Annotated in this window: 16 protein-coding genes; 9 read left to right on the top strand and 7 right to left on the bottom strand. The window is 60.4% G+C overall.

Annotation, left to right across the window (positions count from 1 at the left end; translation table 11 throughout):
• Together IB250_RS18470 and IB250_RS18465 are read left to right on the top strand one after the other, a co-directional pair.
• On the top strand, positions 1-1194 hold the full coding sequence (locus tag IB250_RS18470; protein ID WP_192345164.1) for a DUF3142 domain-containing protein: 1194 nt from the start codon (positions 1-3) through the stop codon (positions 1192-1194).
• The gene (locus IB250_RS18465) at positions 1181-3316 is read left to right on the top strand and encodes a hypothetical protein (protein WP_192345163.1); all 2136 of its coding nucleotides are present in this window, start codon (positions 1181-1183) and stop codon (positions 3314-3316) included. Before IB250_RS18470 ends, IB250_RS18465 begins: the two co-directional genes overlap by 14 nt.
• Here the strand turns inward: IB250_RS18465 and IB250_RS18460 are convergent, their stop codons facing one another.
• On the bottom strand, positions 3317-3946 hold the full coding sequence (locus tag IB250_RS18460; protein ID WP_192345162.1) for a LysE family translocator: 630 nt from the start codon (positions 3944-3946) through the stop codon (positions 3317-3319). It abuts the gene before it with no gap.
• 144 nt (positions 3947-4090) lie between these two features.
• Between IB250_RS18460 and IB250_RS18455 the strand changes: the two genes are divergently transcribed.
• Positions 4091-4564 carry an Lrp/AsnC family transcriptional regulator gene (locus tag IB250_RS18455; protein ID WP_007896573.1) on the top strand — a complete coding sequence of 158 codons (474 nt, stop codon included), beginning with the start codon at positions 4091-4093 and terminating at the stop codon, positions 4562-4564.
• 122 nt (positions 4565-4686) lie between these two features.
• On the opposite strand, the gene lpdA is transcribed toward IB250_RS18455, so the two are convergent.
• Positions 4687-6087 carry a dihydrolipoyl dehydrogenase gene (gene lpdA / locus IB250_RS18450; protein WP_192345161.1) on the bottom strand — a complete coding sequence of 467 codons (1401 nt, stop codon included), beginning with the start codon at positions 6085-6087 and terminating at the stop codon, positions 4687-4689.
• Between the two features lie 207 nt (positions 6088-6294).
• Between lpdA and hflK (IB250_RS18445) the strand changes: the two genes are divergently transcribed.
• The 5 genes from hflK (IB250_RS18445) to cfaB all read left to right on the top strand — a co-directional run bounded on the left by hflK (IB250_RS18445) (position 6295) and on the right by cfaB (position 13654).
• Positions 6295-8259: a protease modulator HflK gene (gene hflK, locus IB250_RS18445; RefSeq protein WP_192345262.1), complete on the top strand. Its 1965-nt coding sequence runs from the start codon at positions 6295-6297 to the stop codon at positions 8257-8259.
• The gene (gene hflC / locus IB250_RS18440; protein ID WP_192345160.1) at positions 8256-9305 is read left to right on the top strand and encodes a protease modulator HflC; all 1050 of its coding nucleotides are present in this window, start codon (positions 8256-8258) and stop codon (positions 9303-9305) included. The genes hflK (IB250_RS18445) and hflC overlap by 4 nt, the downstream gene beginning before the upstream one ends.
• Positions 9302-10360, top strand: a complete 1059-nt coding sequence (hflK, locus tag IB250_RS18435) for a protease modulator HflK (RefSeq protein ID WP_192345159.1) — start codon at positions 9302-9304, stop codon at positions 10358-10360. The genes hflC and hflK (IB250_RS18435) overlap by 4 nt, the downstream gene beginning before the upstream one ends.
• Entirely contained in the window at positions 10357-12267 is a 1911-nt protein-coding gene (locus tag IB250_RS18430; RefSeq protein WP_192345158.1) for a cation-translocating P-type ATPase, read from the top strand. The genes hflK (IB250_RS18435) and IB250_RS18430 overlap by 4 nt, the downstream gene beginning before the upstream one ends.
• A gap of 199 nt (positions 12268-12466) precedes the next feature.
• Positions 12467-13654 (top strand): C17 cyclopropane fatty acid synthase CfaB, encoded by a 1188-nt coding sequence (gene cfaB, locus IB250_RS18425; RefSeq protein ID WP_192345157.1) that lies wholly within the window; start codon positions 12467-12469, stop codon positions 13652-13654.
• Here cfaB and cls read toward each other — a convergent pair.
• The gene (cls, locus tag IB250_RS18420; RefSeq protein ID WP_192345156.1) at positions 13651-15090 is read right to left on the bottom strand and encodes a cardiolipin synthase; all 1440 of its coding nucleotides are present in this window, start codon (positions 15088-15090) and stop codon (positions 13651-13653) included. The genes cfaB and cls overlap by 4 nt on opposite strands.
• A gap of 131 nt (positions 15091-15221) precedes the next feature.
• On the opposite strand from cls, the gene IB250_RS18410 reads away from it, so the two are divergent.
• The gene (locus IB250_RS18410; RefSeq protein WP_008007839.1) at positions 15222-15743 is read left to right on the top strand and encodes a DUF3617 domain-containing protein; all 522 of its coding nucleotides are present in this window, start codon (positions 15222-15224) and stop codon (positions 15741-15743) included.
• 99 nt (positions 15744-15842) lie between these two features.
• On the opposite strand, the gene IB250_RS18405 is transcribed toward IB250_RS18410, so the two are convergent.
• Genes IB250_RS18405 through IB250_RS18390 form a run of 4 tightly spaced genes read right to left on the bottom strand, consistent with a single transcriptional unit; the run spans position 15843 to position 19551 of the window.
• Positions 15843-16745 carry a His/Gly/Thr/Pro-type tRNA ligase C-terminal domain-containing protein gene (locus IB250_RS18405; RefSeq protein WP_192345155.1) on the bottom strand — a complete coding sequence of 301 codons (903 nt, stop codon included), beginning with the start codon at positions 16743-16745 and terminating at the stop codon, positions 15843-15845.
• Between the two features lie 33 nt (positions 16746-16778).
• Entirely contained in the window at positions 16779-18116 is a 1338-nt protein-coding gene (locus tag IB250_RS18400) for a dihydroorotase (RefSeq protein WP_192345154.1), read from the bottom strand.
• A 2-nt stretch (positions 18117-18118) separates the two neighbouring features.
• Entirely contained in the window at positions 18119-18679 is a 561-nt protein-coding gene (locus IB250_RS18395; RefSeq protein ID WP_192345153.1) for a DapH/DapD/GlmU-related protein, read from the bottom strand.
• Positions 18676-19551 carry a metal ABC transporter substrate-binding protein gene (locus IB250_RS18390; RefSeq protein ID WP_192345152.1) on the bottom strand — a complete coding sequence of 292 codons (876 nt, stop codon included), beginning with the start codon at positions 19549-19551 and terminating at the stop codon, positions 18676-18678. Before IB250_RS18390 ends, IB250_RS18395 begins: the two co-directional genes overlap by 4 nt.
• Positions 19552-19554: the final 3 nt, after the last annotated feature.

The following is a 19554-nucleotide window of genomic DNA, read 5'->3' as shown; positions in this document are numbered from 1 at the left end:
ATGGCTTTTTTCACACGCTTGATCGTTTTGCTGGCAGCGGTGTTGCTCAATGGTTGCGAGCAACAGGACGCGCCGCCGCTCGATCAGCAACTCTACGTCTGGCAACGCCAATGGACGTCGGCCCATGACGCCGCGCTACGCGACAGCCGCGCCGACTTCTCGACCTTGCGTGTACTGGCCTTGCAGGCGTTTGCGCAGGCCGGCTGGAGCCGGGCGCGGATCGATCCGGCGCGGCTCAAGCGTGATGGTCGACCGCTGATAGCGGTTATTCGTCTGGACGGCCAGCTCAAGGGTCTGGATCAGGACGAGGTTACGGCGCACATCCAGCAGGTGCTCAGCGATTGGCAAGGGCAGGGGGTGATCCTCTCCGGCGTGGAAATCGACCACGATGCGGGCAACGCTCGACTACCGGCCTACCGCGAATTCCTCACGCATTTGCGCGCCGTTCTGCCCGCTTCCTTGCCACTGAGCATCACCGCGTTGCCGGCCTGGCTCGACAGCCCTGAATTGCCGGCGCTGCTGGCGACCGTCGACAGCAGCGTCTTGCAGGTGCACGCGGTGAGCGATCCACGGCGTGGGCTGTTCGACCCGGATCAGGCACGGCAGTGGGCCAAAGCCTGGGGCCGTATCACCTCGAAACCGTTTTATCTGGCGCTACCGGCTTATGGCGTGGCGCTGTTGCCGGGGGACGGTGGTGCGCCGGTCGTGGAAAGCGAAGTGCCCATCGAGCGGGGCGGCAAACGCCGGGAGTTACTGGCGGATCCGCTGCAACTGAGCAAACTCGGCGCCGAGTTGCGCGCCGATCCACCGGCTCATTTGGCCGGACTGATCTGGTTTCGTCTGCCGCTGGCCAATGATCGCAGGGCCTGGAGCCTGACGACGCTCATCGCCGTGGCGCGTGGCGATATGCTCGACAGCCGCGTGGGGCTGAAGCTCTCGGCGCAGGACGGCCTCTACGACATCAGCGTCAGCAACCAAGGCAACCTCGACAGCGCCTGGCCCGAACGCCTGACACTGGCGGTGCAGGGCTGCGATGGTGCTGATGCATTGGCCGGTTATGCATTGCAACAGCGCCCGGATCTGCTTACCTTCACCCGCCTGCGCGAGGGTCGAATCCCCGCCGGCGGGCAGCGCGCCATCGGTTGGGCCCGCTGCGCAACTATTGATCAAGGAGGTTCGAATGTTCACCCGTAACTGGCCCCGCCATCTGCTTTGCCTGAGCCTCAGCCTGCCGTTGGGTTCGGCGTTGGCCTGCGGGCCGGACTTCCCCATGCGCCTGCTGGACAACCGTGGCCAGTCGCTGGCGGAACTGCCGGAAGGCAACTTCAATTTTGAGATCAGTCGCCTCGGGCATGCCATCGCGGGACTGAAAAATGTCACTGCAGCCACCAACATTCCGGGGGACGGTTACGGCGATGCGCCGGATTACGCGGGTCAGCGGAATACCGCCGAACAGGCCGGTCTGACGCCTGAGCAGCAAGCGCTGGTGCAACAGCTGCGCAGCCTGACCGATGCCCGTCAGGTTGAAGAGCAAGGCGCCAGCCTGCCGGCCGAACACATGTTCTATCTGGCGGGCGCGGTGGCGTTCAACGCCGGTGACCATGGTTTGGCCGCTGAATATTTTCAGAAAGTGCTGGCGCTGCCGGCGGATCAACGCGCATTGCGCAGTACCTGGGCGGCTTACTCGTTGGGGCGGACACTGTTTGCCATGAGTTCAGAGGCGGGCGCAGGTCCCGACCTGTTGGCTCAATCCCGAAAGGCTTTCGAGCAAACTCGTCGGCTGAGTATCGACGGCTTCAGCGACCCGCTGGAACTGGGTGTTGCCAGCCTCGGTGAAGAAGCGCGAGTGGCCCGCACCGCTGGCGATTGGGACAGCGCCATCGAACTCTACGCCACGCAGAACCTCCATGGTTCGGCGGTGGGCTACAGCTCGTTGAAGTTGTTGATGGCCGATCTGATGGTAATGCCCGACGATCAACTGGCCGTGTTGCTCAAGGGCAAAGCGGTGCAGCAACTGGTGACGGCGTCGTTGATCAGTCGACTGGGCTGGTCATTCGGTGATCAGCCGCCAAGCGAACAGAAACTGATCAAGCTGCTGCAAAACAGCACCCGCGGCAGCCTGGATAACGCGGATCGCCTGGCGGCGATGAACTATCAGCAGGGCGATTACGCCAGTGCCAAAGCCTTCCTCGAACAGGCCGGTGACGGCGGCCTCGCGTGGTGGCTGCGGGCGAAACTGGCGTTGCGTGATGGCGACAAAGGCGCTGCCGCTGCGGCCTACGCCAAGGCCGCCCAGGCCTTCCCGCAGAACGAGTCCTGGGGTGAACGACGGACCCCGGACTGGGATTACGAAACGGTGCAGCCCAAGTGCCGGGTCGACGGCGAAAGCGCAATTCTGGCCCTGCAACGCGGCGATTATCTGCAAGCCTTTGACCAGCTCTATCGCAGCCAAAGCATTTACTGGTACGACGCGGCCACCGTTGCCGAGCGAGTGCTGACCCTCGATGAACTCAAGCAGTACGTCGACACTCAAGTGCCCGCACCGCCACCGCTCAGCCAACAGGATCGCGACAATTATGTGCCGTTGCCGGTAGCCGCGAACCTGCGCAATTTGCTCGGGCGGCGCCTGTTGCGTGAAGGGCGTTATGACGAAGCGCCGGCTTACTTCGACAACGTCGATCTGCAGAACAAGGCCAAGGCGTATGGGCAATTGCGTCAGGAGGCGGACGCTGCCTGGTGGCCGACCAAACGTGCCGCGGCGTTGTTCAATGCCGCGTGGACGACACGCCAATGGGGCATGGAGCTTCTCGGCTACGAAATGGCGCCGGATTACGCCACGTTCGGCGGTAATTACAGCCTTGAGAGCCGTGAGCTAAAGGTCGGCCCGTTAGTGGCTGAAGATGAGGTCGTGCGTCAGCAAGCCAGCGCCGCTCAACCCGATGAGCGCTATCACTATCGTTATGTCGCAACGGCTTTGGCCAGTCGTGCTGCCGATAATCTGCCTCATACCAGCCAGGCTTTTGCGGCGGTGTTGTGTGCGGCGGCGGGGTGGAACACCAGCCTTGAAGAAGAAAGTGCCTTCTACCAACGGTATGTGAAAGAAGGTCCGTACGTGGATTGGGCGGTGAACTTCGGTCACCATTGTCCTTATCCAGATTTCCAGAATGCGGACAAACGTTACGTAAGCCAGGCATTGAGTCCGGTCCGCTCGGCATTGCGACCTTATAAAAAATGGCTGCAAACGGGCGGTGTGGTGGTGTTTACAGCGGTAGCGCTGGTGCTGATCAATCGACGCCAGCGCAAGGCGCGACAGTAATCACGCTTGTTGCACAAAAGTCAGCCGCACCGCAAAACCGATCAGCAGGCTACCAAACAACCACTGTTGCACCCGCTGGGCCGAGGGACTGCGTTGCAGCCAGCGGCCCAGTGCGGCGCCGACCAGTGCGTAGGCACTGTCGAACAACAACCCGACACCGACCAGCATCACGCCCAGCGTTGCAAATTGCGCGAGCACTGGCCCGGCGTGAGGTTCGATGAACTGCGGCAACAGCACCGAACAGAACAGCAGCGCCTTGGGGTTGAGCAGATTGGTCAGCAAACCGCGCTGGATCGCCTCGCGCCAATGCGATTTTTCAGTAGTGGAACCTGCACTGTTCAAGCTCGGCAGCATCGTGGTGCGCAGGCACTGAATGCCGATCCACAGCAGGTACGCGGCCCCGACCAGGCGCACCACGTCGAAGGTCCAGGGTGCCGTCTTGAACAGCGCCGCCAAACCCAACGCAGCCAAGGCCACATGACAACCACGTGCCACACCGAGCCCCAACGCCGTGGCCAGCGCCGCGCCTTTGCCCTGACGCGCGCCGGTCTGCAACAGCAGAATCATGTCTGGGCCGGGCAACAAGTACACCACCGCCAATGCCATGAAAAACAGCCAGAGTCCTGCCATGTTGCACCCCATTCGTTGTCGATTTGGTGAGGTCAGTCTATGGCTGAAGAGCAGGGCAGGTGGTTGCGTAGTCAGCTTCTAAAGCTTCGATATTTGGCATAACCTGCCATTTGTGATGATCGAACTATCGGAATCTGCCAAACCATGAAACTGGATGCCTACGACCGCAAGATTCTCGCCGCGCTGCAACGGGACGGTCGCCTGAGCAACGTGCAATTGGCTGACGAAATCGGTTTGTCCGCCTCGCCCTGTTTGCGTCGAGTACGGATGCTGGAAGAAGCGGGAGTGATTCGCGGCTATCAGGCCAATCTGGATCGAGATGAGGTGGGCCTTGGGCTGACGGTGTTTGTCGGGGTCAAAGTTGAACGTCACAACGATGAACAGGCCGAAGCGTTTCGCCTGGCCGTGACGGCATTACCTGAGGTGATTTCGGCATTTCTGGTGTCAGGGGAATCGGATTTTCTGCTGCAAGTGGTGGTGCCGGATTTGCGCGCCTATGACCGTTTTCTCACCGGGCGATTGCTGAAACTGCCGGGTGTGAGCGACATTCGCAGCAACTTTGCGATTCACACGGTGAAGACCCCGGGGGCGTTGCCGTTGGGGCATTTGCCGCTTTAGACCGAGTCGCCCCATTCGCGAGCAAGCCCGCTCCCACATTTGATCTGTGGTGTTCACAGAACCAGTGTGGGAGCGGGCTTCCTCGCGAAAGCGCCAGTTCAGTCACCGCAAAATCATCGGCCCTACATCTGCGTCGCCATCCCCTCCACATCCATTGCCGCCTGACGCAATGCCTCGGAGCGGGTCGGGTGTGGGTGACAAGTCAGGGCGATGTCTTCGGCCGAGGCGCTGAACTCCATGGCTACGCAATATTCGCCAATCATTTCACTGACGCTCGGGCCCACAAGGTGCACGCCGAGGACTTCGTCGGTGCGCTCATCGGCCAGTACTTTGGCGAAGCCTTCGGTTTCGTGGTTGATCTTCGCCCGGCTGTTGGCGGTGAAGGGGAACTTGCCGACCTTATAGGCGCGACCTTCGGCTTTCAGCTGTTCTTCGGTCTTGCCGACGCTGGCCAGCTCCGGTTTGGTGTAGATCACGTTGGGGATCAGGTCGTAATTGACCTCGCCGGCCTTGCCGACGATTTGCTCGATGCAGGCCATGGCTTCGTCTTCGGCCTTGTGGGCGAGCATCGGCCCAGACGTGACATCACCGATCACCCAGACGCCAGCGGCCTCAGTGCGGTGGCCCTTATTGGCGAGCATGCCGCGTTTGTCCGTGGCGAGACCGACGTTTTCCAGCCCCAGGCCTTGGGTATAAGGGCGTCGACCAATGGCCACCAACACGTAATCGGCTTCAAGTAACTCGGCGGTGCCACCCGCGGCCGGTTCGACGCTGAGCTGAACACCGCTCGCCGATGTCGTGGCGCTGGTGACTTTCGAACTCAATTTGAAGCTGATGCCTTGCTTGCTCAATGAGCGCTGAAGGGTCTTGCCCGCCTCGCCATCCACACCGGGGCAGATCCGATCGAGAAATTCGACCACCGTCACCTGAGCACCCAGGCGCCGCCATACCGAGCCCAGCTCCAGGCCGATCACCCCGGCACCAATCACCACCAAGTGCTTCGGCACTTCGCCCAGTGACAGCGCGCCTGTGGAGTCGAGGATGCGTTTGTTGTCGATGTCCACGCCGGGCAGGGGAGTGGGTTCGGAACCGGTGGCGATAATGATGTCCTTGGCGTTCAGCTCGGTCTTGGTGCCCTGGCTGTCGGTCACCGTGACTTTGCCCGGCCCGTCGATGTGGCCCCAGCCCTTGATCCAGTCGACTTTGTTTTTGCGAAACAGAAACTCGATGCCCTTGGTCAGCCCGGTAACGCTTTCATCTTTCTGTTTCATCATTTGAGCAAGGTTGAGGACAGGTTTGACCTCAATCCCCAGGTTGGCGAATTCCGCCCCCATGGCCGCGTCGTAGAGTTCGGAGGCATGCAGCAGCGCCTTGGAGGGCATGCAACCGACATTCAGGCAGGTCCCGCCCAGGGTGGCGCGGCCTTCCACGCAGGCTGCTTTCAGACCCAGCTGGCCGGCGCGGATCGCTGCGTTATAACCGCCGGGGCCTGCGCCCAGAATCACGATGTCATAGGTGCTCATGATGGTACTCCTGGTGAAAGGGGCAGGATCGATAAAAGTAGTCTTTGATAAAAATTACGAACGTAATATGTGCGTTTCGAGCCATTTCGGTCAAGGCTTCAGCTTGGCGACAGGTCCGGCGCTTTTAGATAGAGCGATTTACGACGAATATTTCACCATTTTCGTTATATCGTAACGAATTGTGATGTGAGCGATGGCTGGGGTGGTATGCAAGTCGATCTCGATGGCGATGGGGCACAAATAGCAGCGCTGCCGCGCTTTCAGCAGGCGGTCATTCAAGGGCGTCGATTGTGGCAATTCGCAATGGGTTTGGGGGCATTGGCGGCGATCGGGCTGGTGCTGGCGTTTTTTGTCGGGCTATTTGCACCGCAGTCGCTCTGGCCGGCGTTATTGGTCAATCAGAGCGCCGGTTTGCTGGTGCTGGTCGCTGGCCTGCAATCGGCCTGGTGGGTAACGCAGTGGCGCGCACGGGCGATGAGTCCGGCATTGTCGGTGCCGGTGGTTGTCGCTGAGGAAGTCGTTGCCGCTGAAGGCTGGTACGAGCGGTTGCTGGACCGGATCAGCCAACGTTGGTTGCGCTTGCTGGGGCAGATCGGTGCGCCGACGCTATGGTTGGCTGGCTGGGCGTTATTGACGTTGTACAGCATCGAGCAAGTCTGGAATCTGACCTTGCCGCCCGCCGCGCTGGGATTGTCGGCCAGTGTCGGTGCCACGCTATCGTTGCTGCTGGCTTTCGGTTTGCTGGTGCTGGAGCGGCAACTGGCACAGGAAAACGTCGCCCAGTGGCCCGAAGCAGGGCCGTTGGCGCAGCTGACACGGGTCGCGATTATTTGCCTGGTGCTCAGCGCCCTGTGTTTGTTTTTCGGCAATGAAACGTCGGTCTGGCCGGTGCGTCTGGCGGTGCTGATCGGCTTGCTGCCGGGGCTGGTCGCCGTCGAGTTGCTGCTGCGGGCCGTGTTGTCGTTGTTCAGTCCCCGTCGTGAACAGCTGGAACCAACCTTGCTGGCGCGAAGCTTCGTCGCCGATATGCTGCGCTGGCCACCGCAACCTTTGCTTGCGTTGCAGCACGAATTGCACAACCGCTTCGGTATCGACCTGCGGCAAATATGGGCCTTTACCTACATGCGTCGGGCGTTTTTGCCGGTGCTGGCAGTGGTGGCTATCGTCGGTTGGTCGCTCACCGGCATTCACGAAATTCCCCTGCAAGGGCGCGGTATCTACGAGCGTTTCGGCAAACCGGTGGAGGTGTTCGGCCCTGGTTTGCACGCCGGTTTGCCATGGCCGCTGGGTCGTGTGCTGAGCGTCGAGAACGGTGTGGTCCACGAGTTGGCCACCAGCGTCGGCGAAACGTCGGCACCGGTCGAGGCCGAACCAGCCGAAGGCCCGGCACCGGCGATTGCCAATCGATTGTGGGACGCCAGCCATGTGAACGATAAATCCCAGGTCATCGCCAGCAGCCGCGCCGACAAGCAGAGCTTCCAGATCGTCAATATGGATGTGCGCTTCGTCTATCGCATCGGCCTGAGCGATCAGGCGGCGCTGGCAGCAACGTACAACAGCGCCGATGTGCCAACGCTAATCCGCAGCACCGCCAGCCGGATCCTGGTTCACGATTTTGCCTCACGAACCCTCGATGGTTTGCTCGGCGAGGACAGGGTAGGGCTGGCCGAAGAGATCGGTCGCGCCGTGCAGGCTGACCTGCAAAAACTCGACAGCGGTGTGGAAATTCTCGCCACGGTGGTCGAGGCCATCCACCCGCCAGCGGGGGCAGCCAACGCTTATCATGGCGTGCAAGCGGCGCAGATTGCTGCTCAGGCGTTGATCTCCCGCGAGCGCGGTGCCGCGGCGGAGGCGACCAACCAGGCGCAATTGCAAGCCAGCATCGCTCACGATCAAGCTACGGCCAGTGCTCATGAAATCAACTCGACCGCTCAGGCCGCCGACCTGAAATTTGCCGCCGAGCGAAAGGCTTATTCCAGCGCCGGCCAGGCCTTCGTGCTGGAGCAATACCTCAGTCAACTGACCCAAGGTTTGGCCAACGCCAAGCTGCTGGTTCTCGATCATCGTTTGGGCGGCAGCAGCAATGCGCCGACCATCGACCTACGTACCTTCACGCTGCCGGCTGATCCTGCGCCGCCGCGTAATACCGTTCAGCCAGGAGCCGTCCATTGAGCCAGCCGACGCCTACACACAATCGCGATCACGATGACCACGCTGGCCACGATCACGGCCATGGCGGACATCACCACGGCCATCACCATCATCACCACGGTGATCCACACGAAGCAGGCCCTTTCCCGTGGCGGCGAATGGGATGGGCGGCGTTGCTGGTGGTGTTTGCCATTGCGGCGGCGAGCCTGGTGCAAGTGCGTTCGGGGGAGGCCACGGTCATCACTCGCTTCGGCAATCCATCGCGAGTATTGCTGGAACCGGGCCTTGGCTGGCGCTGGCCGGCGCCGTTCGAGGCGGCGATCCCGGTGGATCTGCGGCTGCGCACCACCTCCAGCGGTTTGCAGGATGTGGGCACGCGCGATGGCCTGCGCATCATCGTGCAAGCTTACGTGGCCTGGCAGGTGCAAGGTGATCCGGACAACGTGCAACGCTTTATGCGCGCCGTACAGAACCAGCCGGACGAAGCCGCGCGGCAGATCCGCACCTTTGTCGGCTCGGCGCTGGAAACCACCGCCAGCAGTTTCGATCTGGCCAATTTGGTGAACACCGATGCCAACCAAGTGCGCATCGCCGATTTTGAAGCGCAGCTGCGTCAGCAGATCGATCAACAGTTGCTCACCACCTATGGCGTGCGAGTGCTGCAAGTCGGCATCGAGCGTTTGACCCTGCCGTCGGTGACGCTCACCGCGACGGTCGATCGCATGCGCGCCGAGCGTGAAACCATCGCCACTGAACGCACGGCCATTGGCAAGCGTGAAGCAGCGCAAATTCGCTCCGCGGCCGAACGTGATGCGCGAATTGTGCAAGCCGATGCGACGGTGAAAGCTGCGGACATCGAAGCCCAATCCCGCGTCGAAGCCGCGCAGATTTACGGCCGTGCCTACGCCGGTTCGCCGCAGCTCTACAACTTGCTGCGCTCTCTCGATACCTTGGGCACTATCGTCGCGCCAGGCACCAAACTGATTTTGCGTACCGATGCGGCGCCATTTCGGGTGTTGGTTGACGGTCCGCCGACGCTCGATAACAAGTCCGGGTCGCAGCCATGAGTTTAGTTCCACGTGGAACAAATGAGTTGAGCAGCCCCTGGATTCAGGCCGGGCACTTGGCTTTTTTGGCGCTGTACGCCGTGACCGTGCTGGCTGCGTTGGCGTGGGCATTTTCCAATGTGCGGCAAATCGACCCGCAAAATCGTGCCGTGGTGCTGCACTTCGGCGCACTGGATCGGATTCAAAATGCCGGTTTGCTGTTGGCATGGCCGCGCCCGTTCGAGCAGGTAATCTTGTTGCCGGCAGCGGATCGGGTGATCGAACGTCGGGTGGAAAGTCTGCTGCGCTCGGATGCTGCATTGCAGGCGGATCGAGTGGCGAGTTTCGCCACGCCCATCAGCGATGCGCTTGCCGGCTCCGGTTATCTGCTGACCGGTGATGCGGGCGTCGTGCAACTGGATGTGCGGGTGTTCTACAAAGTCATCGAGCCCTATGCCTTCGTCCTTCAGGGTGAACATGTGCTGCCAGCGCTGGATCGGCTGGTGACCCGCAGTGCCGTGGCACTCACCGCCGCACGAGACCTGGACACCATTCTGGTGGCTCGACCGGAACTGATCGGCGCAGACAATCAGGCCGCCGAGCGCCGCGAACGTCTACGTGGCGATCTGGTGCGGAGCATCAATCAACGCTTGGCCGAACTGACGGCGACCGGGCAGGGGTTGGGCATTGAAGTGGCGCGGGTCGATGTGCAATCGAGTCTGCCCGGCCCGGCGGTGAACGCGTTCAACGCGGTGTTAACCGCCAGCCAGCAGGCCGACAAAGCCGTGGCCAACGCGCGCACTGAAGCCGAGAAGCTGACTCAGAGCGCCAACGAACAAGCCGACCGCACGCTGCAAGTGGCTCACGCCCAAGCCAGCGAACGCCTGGCCAAAGCCTCTGCCGACACCGCCACAGTGCTGAGTTTGGCCAAGGCGCAACAGCAGGGTACCGACCCGCAAATGCTGCTGCGTATTTACCGTGAGCGGATGCCGAAGATTCTCGGGCAGGCCGGCTCGGTGACTACGGTTGATCCGAAAGACGATTCCCGCCTGATTATTCAGGGAGCAGCGCAATGACCGCCCAAACCGCCGCCGCGCCGAGCATGTTGTCCTCGGCTGAACAACGTAGCGCCGCGCGCCAGTTGACCTTGGCCATGCTTGCTCTGGGCTTGCTTGCGCTAGGCCTGATCTGGCGCTGGTTGTCGCCGGAGCAGACCGGTGTCAGTCAATTGTTGTTGGGTTTTGCTTCCTTGCTGGTAGCCGTGCCGGTCATGCGCTCGGCGTGGTACAGCCTGCGTTATCCGAGCCTGCATGGGATCACCGATCAACTGATCGCCCTGGCCATGCTCGGTGCCTGGGCCACAGGCGATCTGCTCACCGCGGCGTTGCTGCCGATCATCATGATCTTCGGCCACGTGCTGGAAGAGCGCAGTGTGATCGGTTCCCAGGAAGCGATTCATGCCCTCGGCAAACTGACTCGCAGCCATGCGCGCAAGATTCAGGCTGACGGTTGCGTCGTTGAAGTCGACAACGGCACCCTCAAGGCCGGTGACCTCGTGGAGGTGCGTGCCGGTGATCGCGTGCCAGCGGATGGCCGGGTGTTGTCCGGTCAGGCAAGCCTCGACACCGCGTCGATCACCGGTGAGTCGGTGCCAATGGAGGCGGATGTGGGCATGTCGGTATTCGGCGGGGCGATCAATCTAGATGGCCTGCTGCGCATTGAAGTGACCCGCACCGGTCACGAGTCGACGCTGGGTAAAGTCATCGCGCTGATGCAAAGCGCGGAGCGTTCCAAGCCGCCGATCACCCGTTTGCTCGAACGCTACGCCGGAAGCTATATGGTGCTGGTGTTGCTGCTGGCCGCCGTGACCTGGTTCGTCACCAACGATGCCCAAGCGATGCTCGCAGTGTTGGTCGCGGCTTGCCCTTGCGCGCTGGTGTTGTCGGCACCGGCCACGGCCATTGCCGGGGTGGCGGTGGCGGCTCGGCACGGGATTCTGATTCGCAGCTCGGCGTTCCTCGAAGAGTTGGCTGACCTGACGTCCTTGGTGGTCGACAAGACCGGAACCCTGACATTCGGCACCTTGCGCCTGCAATCCATCGACAGTCCGTTGGAAGATCGCAGTCACGTACTGAAGCTCGCCGCTAGCCTCGGTTCTGCCAGCAGTCACCCGGTCAGCCGCGCCTTGGCCGGGTTGGTCACTCAGGAACACTTTCTGCTGCTCTCTGACATTCATGAGCGTCAGGGGTTGGGTGTCGTGGCGATGACCGAACAGGGGGAAGCGGCCCTCGGTCGTCCGGAGCTGTTCGCACAATTGGGCATCGCCACATCAGCTGTGCCCGAACACGACGGCCCGATTGCCGGGCTGGCACTCAACGGTGAATTTCTAGCCTGGCTGTTGCTCGCTGACAGTATCAAACCCGAGGCACGGTTTGCCCTGAGTGAGTTGCGTGAATTGGGTCTGGGTCGTCAGTTATTGCTCACCGGGGATCGGCAAAGCGTTGCGCACACGCTGGCCCGGGATGTGGGCATCAGCGATGTCGAAGCCCAGGCCTTGCCCGAGGACAAACTCAATCGTGTGCTGAAAGAAATCGGCAGCGGATTCCGGCCGATGGTGGTGGGAGACGGCATCAACGATTCCCTGGCGCTCAAGGCTGGTGTGGTCGGCGTGGCGATGGGCGCAGGCGGTGCGGACATCGCGCTGGCTTCGGCCGATATCGTACTGATCGGCAGCGACCTGCGCCGGCTCGGGACCTGTGTACGCTTGAGTCGCCAATGCCGCCAGACCTTGCAGGTCAATGTGATTATCGGGTTGGGCTGGACCCTCGCCATCGTCGCATTCGCCGCATTCGGCTGGCTTGGGGCGGCAGGGGCGATGATTGCCGCGCTGTTACACAACTTGAGCACGTTATTAGTGCTCGGGAATGCCGGGCGTTTGCTACGCTTTCAGGAACCCCTACTCAAGCTTAAGGATGAGGTGTGAGCGTCTACAACTTTTCAGAACTGTGTACCGGATTTGTAGTCATCTAGGGTAAGGCGGTCATTTTCAACGATCGCCCGTTGGATGGTTTCAGGGTTGCAGGCAACACCGGGAATAGAAAAAGGCTATTAATTCGATAGCCTGCTATTTTTCAAGGATGGTCTACCCTCAGATTTGACGTCTGAAACAAGGGGGACTTTTCATGCTCGCGCAACTTCCACCGGCCTTACAGAATCTGCAATTACCGCTTCGCTTGCGACTCTGGGACGGCCATGAGTTCAATCTGGGGCCGACGCCCAGTGTCACCATTGTGGTCAAGGACCCCCACATGGTTACCCAGTTCACCCATCCCAGCCTCGACGCGTTGGGGGCGGCGTTCGTCGAGGGCAAGCTGGAGCTGGAAGGCTCTATCAGCGATGTGATTCGTGTCTGCGATGAGTGGAGTCAGGCGCTGATCAACGAAGACGAAGATGCACAACCGGTGCGCACGGTTCATGACAAAGAGACCGATGCCAAAGCCATCTCCTACCACTACGACCTCTCCAACGCGTTTTACCAACTGTGGCTCGACAGCGACATGGCGTATTCCTGCGCCTATTTCGAGACCGGCAGTGAAACTCTGGAGCAAGCTCAACAGGCCAAATTTCGCCACCTGTGCCGCAAGCTGCGGTTGCAACCAGGCGAATATCTGCTGGATGTCGGTTGCGGCTGGGGCGGGTTGGCGCGGTATGCGGCTCGTGAGTTCGGCGCGAAGGTGTTCGGGATTACACTGAGTAAGGAGCAATTGGAGCTGGCCCGTGAACGGGTGAAAGCCGAAGGCCTGGAGGATCAGATCGAATTGCAACTGCTCGACTACCGCGATTTGCCTCAGGACGGTCGCTTCGACAAGGTGGTCAGCGTCGGCATGTTCGAACACGTTGGCCATGCGAATCTTGCCGAGTACTGCAAAACCTTGTTCGGCGCGGTGAAAGAGGGTGGTCTGGTGATGAACCACGGGATCACCGCCAAGCACACCGATGGTCGTCCGGTTGGGCGCGGCGCTGGTGAATTCATTGAGAAGTACGTGTTCCCCAACGGCGAGCTGCCGCACTTGGCGATGATCTCGGCCGAGATCAGCGAAGCGGGGCTGGAGATTGTCGATGTCGAGAGCCTACGCCTGCATTACGCGCGAACCCTGGACCACTGGAGCGAACGCCTGGAAGATAATCTGGAAGCCGCCGGCAAACTGGTGCCAGAACAGGCTTTACGGATCTGGCGGTTGTACCTGGCGGGATGCGCCTATGCCTTTGCCAGAGGCTGGATCAACCTGCATCAAATCCTCGCGGTGAAAACCCATCCCGATGGCAGTCATGAACTGCCCTGGACCCGCGACGACATTTACAACCCTTAAAGAATCGGTGAAATAAGCCGGGCGATCCGCATGCCGATCTGTTGCAGACGGTGGGTCTCCCGGCTTTCTTCTTTGGCGATTTCGTGAGCCTGAGCGAAGTCATCGTTGAGCATCTGTTCCACTTCGGCAGCAAACGCACTGTCGACCGTCAGCAACATCACTTCGAAATTCAGCCGGAACGAACGGTTGTCCATGTTGGCGCTGCCAATGGCGCTGATTTCGCTGTCGATCAGCACCACTTTCTGATGCATGAACCCCGGCTGGTAACGGAACAGGCGTACGCCAGCACGTACGGCTTCGAAGGCGTAAAGGCTGGACGCGGCGTAGACGATCCGGTGATCCGCCCGCGACGGCAACAAAATCCGTACATCCACACCACGCAATACTGCCAGTCGTAACGCGGCGAACACCGCTTCGTCGGGGATGAAGTAAGGGGTGGTGATCCACACCCGTTCCATCGCCGCATGGATGGCTTCGACGAAGAATAGCGAACAGGTTTCGTAGGAATCCGCCGGGCCGGTGGCCAGCAATTGGCAGAGCACGCCGTCATCCGGATAAACCTCCGGCAGGATCAACGGCGGCAGCGAACGGGCCGCCCAGAACCAGTCTTCGGCAAAGGACTCCTGCATGCAGGCCACCACCGGCCCCCGCACTTGCACGTGGGTGTCGCGCCATGGCGCCAGGGGGGGGTTCTCGCCCATGTATTCGTCGCCGACGTTGAGCCCACCGACAAAACCGACAATTCCGTCGACCACGACGATCTTGCGGTGGTTGCGGAAATTGACCTGAAAGCGGTTGAGCCAGCCGCTGCGGGTGGCGAAGGCTTTGACCTCGATACCGGCATCGCGCAATGGTTGTACATAACCATGGGGCAGGGAGTGGCTGCCGATGCGGTCGTAGAGCAAGTAAATTGCCACGCCTTCGGCAGCTTTCCTGGTCAGCAAGGTGTGCAGGCGTTGGCCGAGGCGATCGTCGTGGATGATGAAGAACTGGATCAACACCGCTTGCCGGGCGTTACTGATGGCGTCGAAAATCGCATCGAAGGTGGCTTGGCCATCGATCAATAGGTGTACTTCGTTGTTCGCCAGGCACGGCATGCGCCCCAGTTTCGGCATGGCCCTCAACGACGCGTAGGCGCTGGAGGCACGAGCAGCCAGTGCCTCTTCTACCCAGGGGCGCCAGTTCAGCTCGGAGATTGCCTTGCGCATTTGCTCGTTGGCTTGCCGCCGGGCCTTGATATAGCCATCGAAGGTGCTGCGGCCGAAGACCAGATAAGGGATAAGCGTGAGGTAGGGAATGAACAGCAGTGACAGAGCCCAGGCGATCGAGCCCTGAGCGGTCCGAACGGTCAATACGGCATGGATGGCGGCAATCGAGCCCAGCGCGTGCAGCAGAGCGATCAGATAACCGAAAACATGCGGTCCAAAGTAATCCATGGGGCAGCCTTGCTCCTGAAGATTCAATGCTTAACAGACCATGTTCCGGGCAGAATGTCGCTATTTAATTGGCCCATGAACCGAAGCCCGTGGCTGACGTCTAACGGCCACTAATGATCAGGAGTTACTCGATGAACGTTCGTCTGCTGGGTTTGGCCATTGCGTTTGGTTTGACACTTCCTGTGGCTGCTCAGGCGCAGATGTTGCAGCCGGGCTTGTGGGAAATGACTTCAAGCAACATGAAGGTCGATGACCAGAACCTGCCCGATCTGCAACTGATCCTCGGCCAGATACAGAGTCAGATGACTCCTGAACAGCGTGCGCAGCTGGAGAAGCAGGGCATCACCATGGGCGGTAAAGGGATTCGGGCGTGCCTGACGCCCGAGCAGGTGAAGACCGACAACATTCCGCTGACGGACCCACAATCGGGCTGCAAGCAGCAAATCACCGAACGTACCGGCAACCAGTGGAAATTCCGCTTCAGCTGCCCGAAAGCGCAAGGTGCGGGTGTCGCCACATTCCTCAGCGATCGTGAGTTCACCACCAAGGTCAACGGCACCTTCAACGCCACCGGCATTCAGCAGAAGGGTAGCCTCGATACTCGCGCTGTGTGGTTGGGCCAGGATTGCGGGACCGTTAAACCGCGGGCCTAAAAGCTTCGCGGGCAAGCCTCGCTCCTACGGGGTATCAATGTCGATCGTGCGAACGATACAGATGCTGTAGGAGCGAGGCTTGCCCGCGAAGGCGTCCGCTCAGGCACCTCCCGTCCTGAGCGGATTCAACAATTCACACACCGCCTCAATCCCTTTCTCCCCGAAATCCTCTCCACTGCCGCTGCGCATGCTGACAAACCCGCCTTCCTTTTCCTTCTCTCCCACTACCAGCAGATACGGCACTTTCTGGCTGTGCTGGCGAATCTTGTGGCTGATTTTCTCGTTACGCAGGTCCGAGTTGGCGCGCAATCCGCGACGGCGCAGTGTCTCGGTCACCGAGTGTGCATAAGCGCTCTGACGTTCATCGATGTTCACGACCATCACCTGCGACGGGGCTCGCCAGGTGTCCAGTTCCTGTTGGCTGGACCAGCATGTACCGTAGATCCGTTGCTCAGAGGTGCCGCCAATATGATCCAGCGCAAAGGCCTGCAACACTTTGGTGGTGGGAACATGCGGACCTGCAGCAAAGCTTTCAAAATCTCCCAAGCGATACAGCGATAACCGTTCGGTTGGCGTCGCCCGGGAAGCTGTTTCCCGGCGGATCGAATGGTTCGTTGCCGCCAATGCACGCATGCGCGCTTCAATCAGGGGCAATTCGGTCAACGTTAAAGAGCGCCGGAAAGCAAACTCATAAAAGAAACCGTCACCCAGCGACGTTCCGGCTCGCAACTGCACATTCGGATGGAGCTGTTTGACGGCCATGGCCAGCATCAGTGCGCAGGAACGGCGAAGGATCTCCAGGCCATCGGGCTCCTGAGGTGTGACGATACTCACCCGGGCATCGCCCTTGATCAGGAATCCACAATCCACCAACACGCCGTCGACCCGACCGGCCACCGCCGCGTTGGCCAACCCGAGACTGATACTCGCAGCGACTTCATACACAGTCAGTGGCTGATCGTACTCACGCAATGAACCATCGGGCAGGGTGATGTGGATCATGATCGTGTTCTCGAATGTTTTCGATAACGCGCGCTAGCGCATAAACCGTAGGGCTAAACCCTGGCAGCTGTCATTAAGACGTTGGTCGTGCCAGGCAATTTGCCCCGACACGACCGTAGTGGTGACGCTGTGGCGAAAACAGTGGTGGGTGAAGGGCGTCCAGCCGCATTGAGAGAGGATCGGTTGCCGAGAAACGGCAAGGCCATCGGGCTCGGGTTTGATCAATACCAGGTCGGCCCAGTAGCCTTCGCGCAGGTAGCCGCGGTCGGGGATGGCAAACAAATCGGCGACCCGATGACTGGTCTTGGCCACGAGGGTGGTGATCGGCAATATCTCATCGGACACCAGCTCCAGCAACGCGGGCAGGGCGTGTTGCACCAACGGCAAACCGGACGGCGCCTGACAGTAGGGCTGCTGCTTTTCGGCCCAGGTATGAGGGGCGTGATCACTGCCGATCACATCCAGTCGATTGCTCAACAATGCTTTGCGCAAAGCATCGCGGTCGGCCTGAGTCTTGATCGCCGGGTTGCACTTGATCAAGTTGCCAAGGCTCGGGTAGTCGCGATCATCGAACAGCAAGTGATGCAGACAGACTTCGGCGGTGATGCGTTTCTGTGCCAGCGGCTGGTCTTCGAACAGCGCCAGTTCGCGGGCCGTGCTCAAGTGTAAAACGTGCAGTCGGGTGCCGTGTTGCCTGGCCAGATCAACGGCCATTGAGGAGGAGCGAAAGCACGCTTCGGCGTTGCGGATCAGCGGGTGAGCGGCGGGCGGAAGGTGCTCGCCGAACAGCTCTCGCAGGTTCGCGGCATTGGTTTCGATGCTGGGTGTGTGTTCGCAGTGAGCCAACAAAATGGTCGGCACCTCGGCGAAGAGCCGCTCGAGAATCCGTGGATCGTCCACCAGCATGTTGCCGGTGGAGGCGCCCATGAACACTTTGACTCCGGCCACCTCACAAGGATTGAGCGCGGCGACGGTATCGAGATTGTCGTTGCTCACGCCGAAATGAAAACCGTAATTGGCCACTGAGCTGGTCGCCGCTCGACGCTTCTTGTCGGCCAGCGCGGCGAGGGTCAGGGTGGCCGGGGAGGTGTTGGGCATGTCCATGAAGCTGGTAATGCCGCCGGCAACTGCCGCCCTGGATTCGGTATGGAAGCTGCCCTTGTCCGGCGCTCCGGGGTCGCGGAAATGTACTTGGTCATCGATCATGCCCGGCAGTAGCCATTGGCCGTCGGCGTCGATTTCCACGGCGGCCGTTTCACCTTCGATACTGCTGGCGATCTTGACGATGCGGCCGTGGCTTACCAGCAAATCACCGTCGAATTCACGACCTTCATTGACCAGCCGGGCGTTGCGAATCAGCACACTGCTCATGGTCAGAACTCGTTCTGCAGGGCTTTGTAGCCCCGCACCAAATCAACGTTGGTGCGCGCCACATCCTCGGAAAACTCCGAGGCACTGATGCTCACCGGTGGGAACTGCGACAGGTCAGTGTTGGGGCCGATGCGCGTGGTGGAGGGCACGTAGAAGTCTTCAGGCAAGTCACGACCATCGACCACCGAGTTGTGCCGCACCACGCAACCGTCGCCCACCGCGCAGTTGAACAGCACGCTGTTGAACCCGATGAATACGCGATTACCAACGGTGCAGGGGCCATGCACGATGGAGCGGTGGGCGATAGAGCTGAACTCGCCGATGGTCACCGGCGCCCCCGACTTGGAGTGAATCACCACGCCGTCCTGGATGTTCGAATTGGCGCCGATGGTGATTGGCTCCATCTCGCCCGACTCATCCACTTCATCGGCGCGAATCACCGCGTAGGGACCGACGAACACGTTCTCGCCGATCACCACTTTGCCGCAGATGATGGCGGTTTTATCCACGTACGCAGACTCCGCAATCAGCGGCAGATCGCCGGAAGGATTTTTGCGGATCATGGCTTGTTCAACGCCTCATACAAGGTGTTGAGGTTGTATTCGAACAATCCGGCGAACGTGCTCGCCGGGCCTGTCGTCGCGAGGGCATCGGAGTACAGCGTGCCGCCGATATGCGCGCCGCTTTCATCGGCGATTTGCTTGAGCAGGCGTGCGTCCTTGATGTTTTCCATGAACACCGCTTTGACCTTGGCCTGACGGATCTGGGTGATCAGCGCAGCGACTTCGGACGCCGACGGTTCACGTTCGGTGGACAGACCTTGTGGCGCCATGAAGTCGATGCCGTAAGCCTGACCGAGATAGCCGAAGGCGTCATGGGAGGTCACGATTTTGCGATTACCCGGCGGCAGCGAACCGAGCTTGGCTTTGGCCTCGGCGAGCAAGGCGTAGATCTTTTTCAGGTAGGCCTGGCTGTTGTGTTCGTAGTCGGTTCTGTTGGCAGGGTCGGCGGCGATCAGCGCTTTGGTGATGTTGCTGATGTACAGCTCGCTGTTTGCCAGGTTGTGCCAGGCGTGCGGGTCGGGAATGGTTTCGCCATCGTCATTCAGCGAGCGTGGAATGACACCGTGGCTGGCACTGATGACCGCAGCTTTGGTCTCGGTGCTGGTCACCAGACGGTCCAGCCATGGCTCGAAACCTAGCCCGTTCTTGATGATCAATTTGGCTTTGAGCAATGCCTTGGCATCGTCCGGGGTCGGCTCATAGGTGTGGGCATCGGCGTCCGGCCCGACCATGTTGGTGATCTGTATATGGTCGCCGCCGACCTGATGGGTCATGTCGGCGAGGATGCTGAAGCTGGTGACTACCTGGAGTTTTTCCGCGGCAGACAGCGACATCGACAGCACCAGACTGAACAGCACGAGTAAAGCGCGCATCGG

The sequence above is a fragment of the Pseudomonas sp. PDM09 genome (assembly GCF_014852305.1).
Classification (GTDB): Bacteria; Pseudomonadota; Gammaproteobacteria; order Pseudomonadales; family Pseudomonadaceae; genus Aquipseudomonas.
Note: the sequence above shows the minus strand (reverse complement) of the source record. Positions and strands in the feature narration are given on the sequence as shown.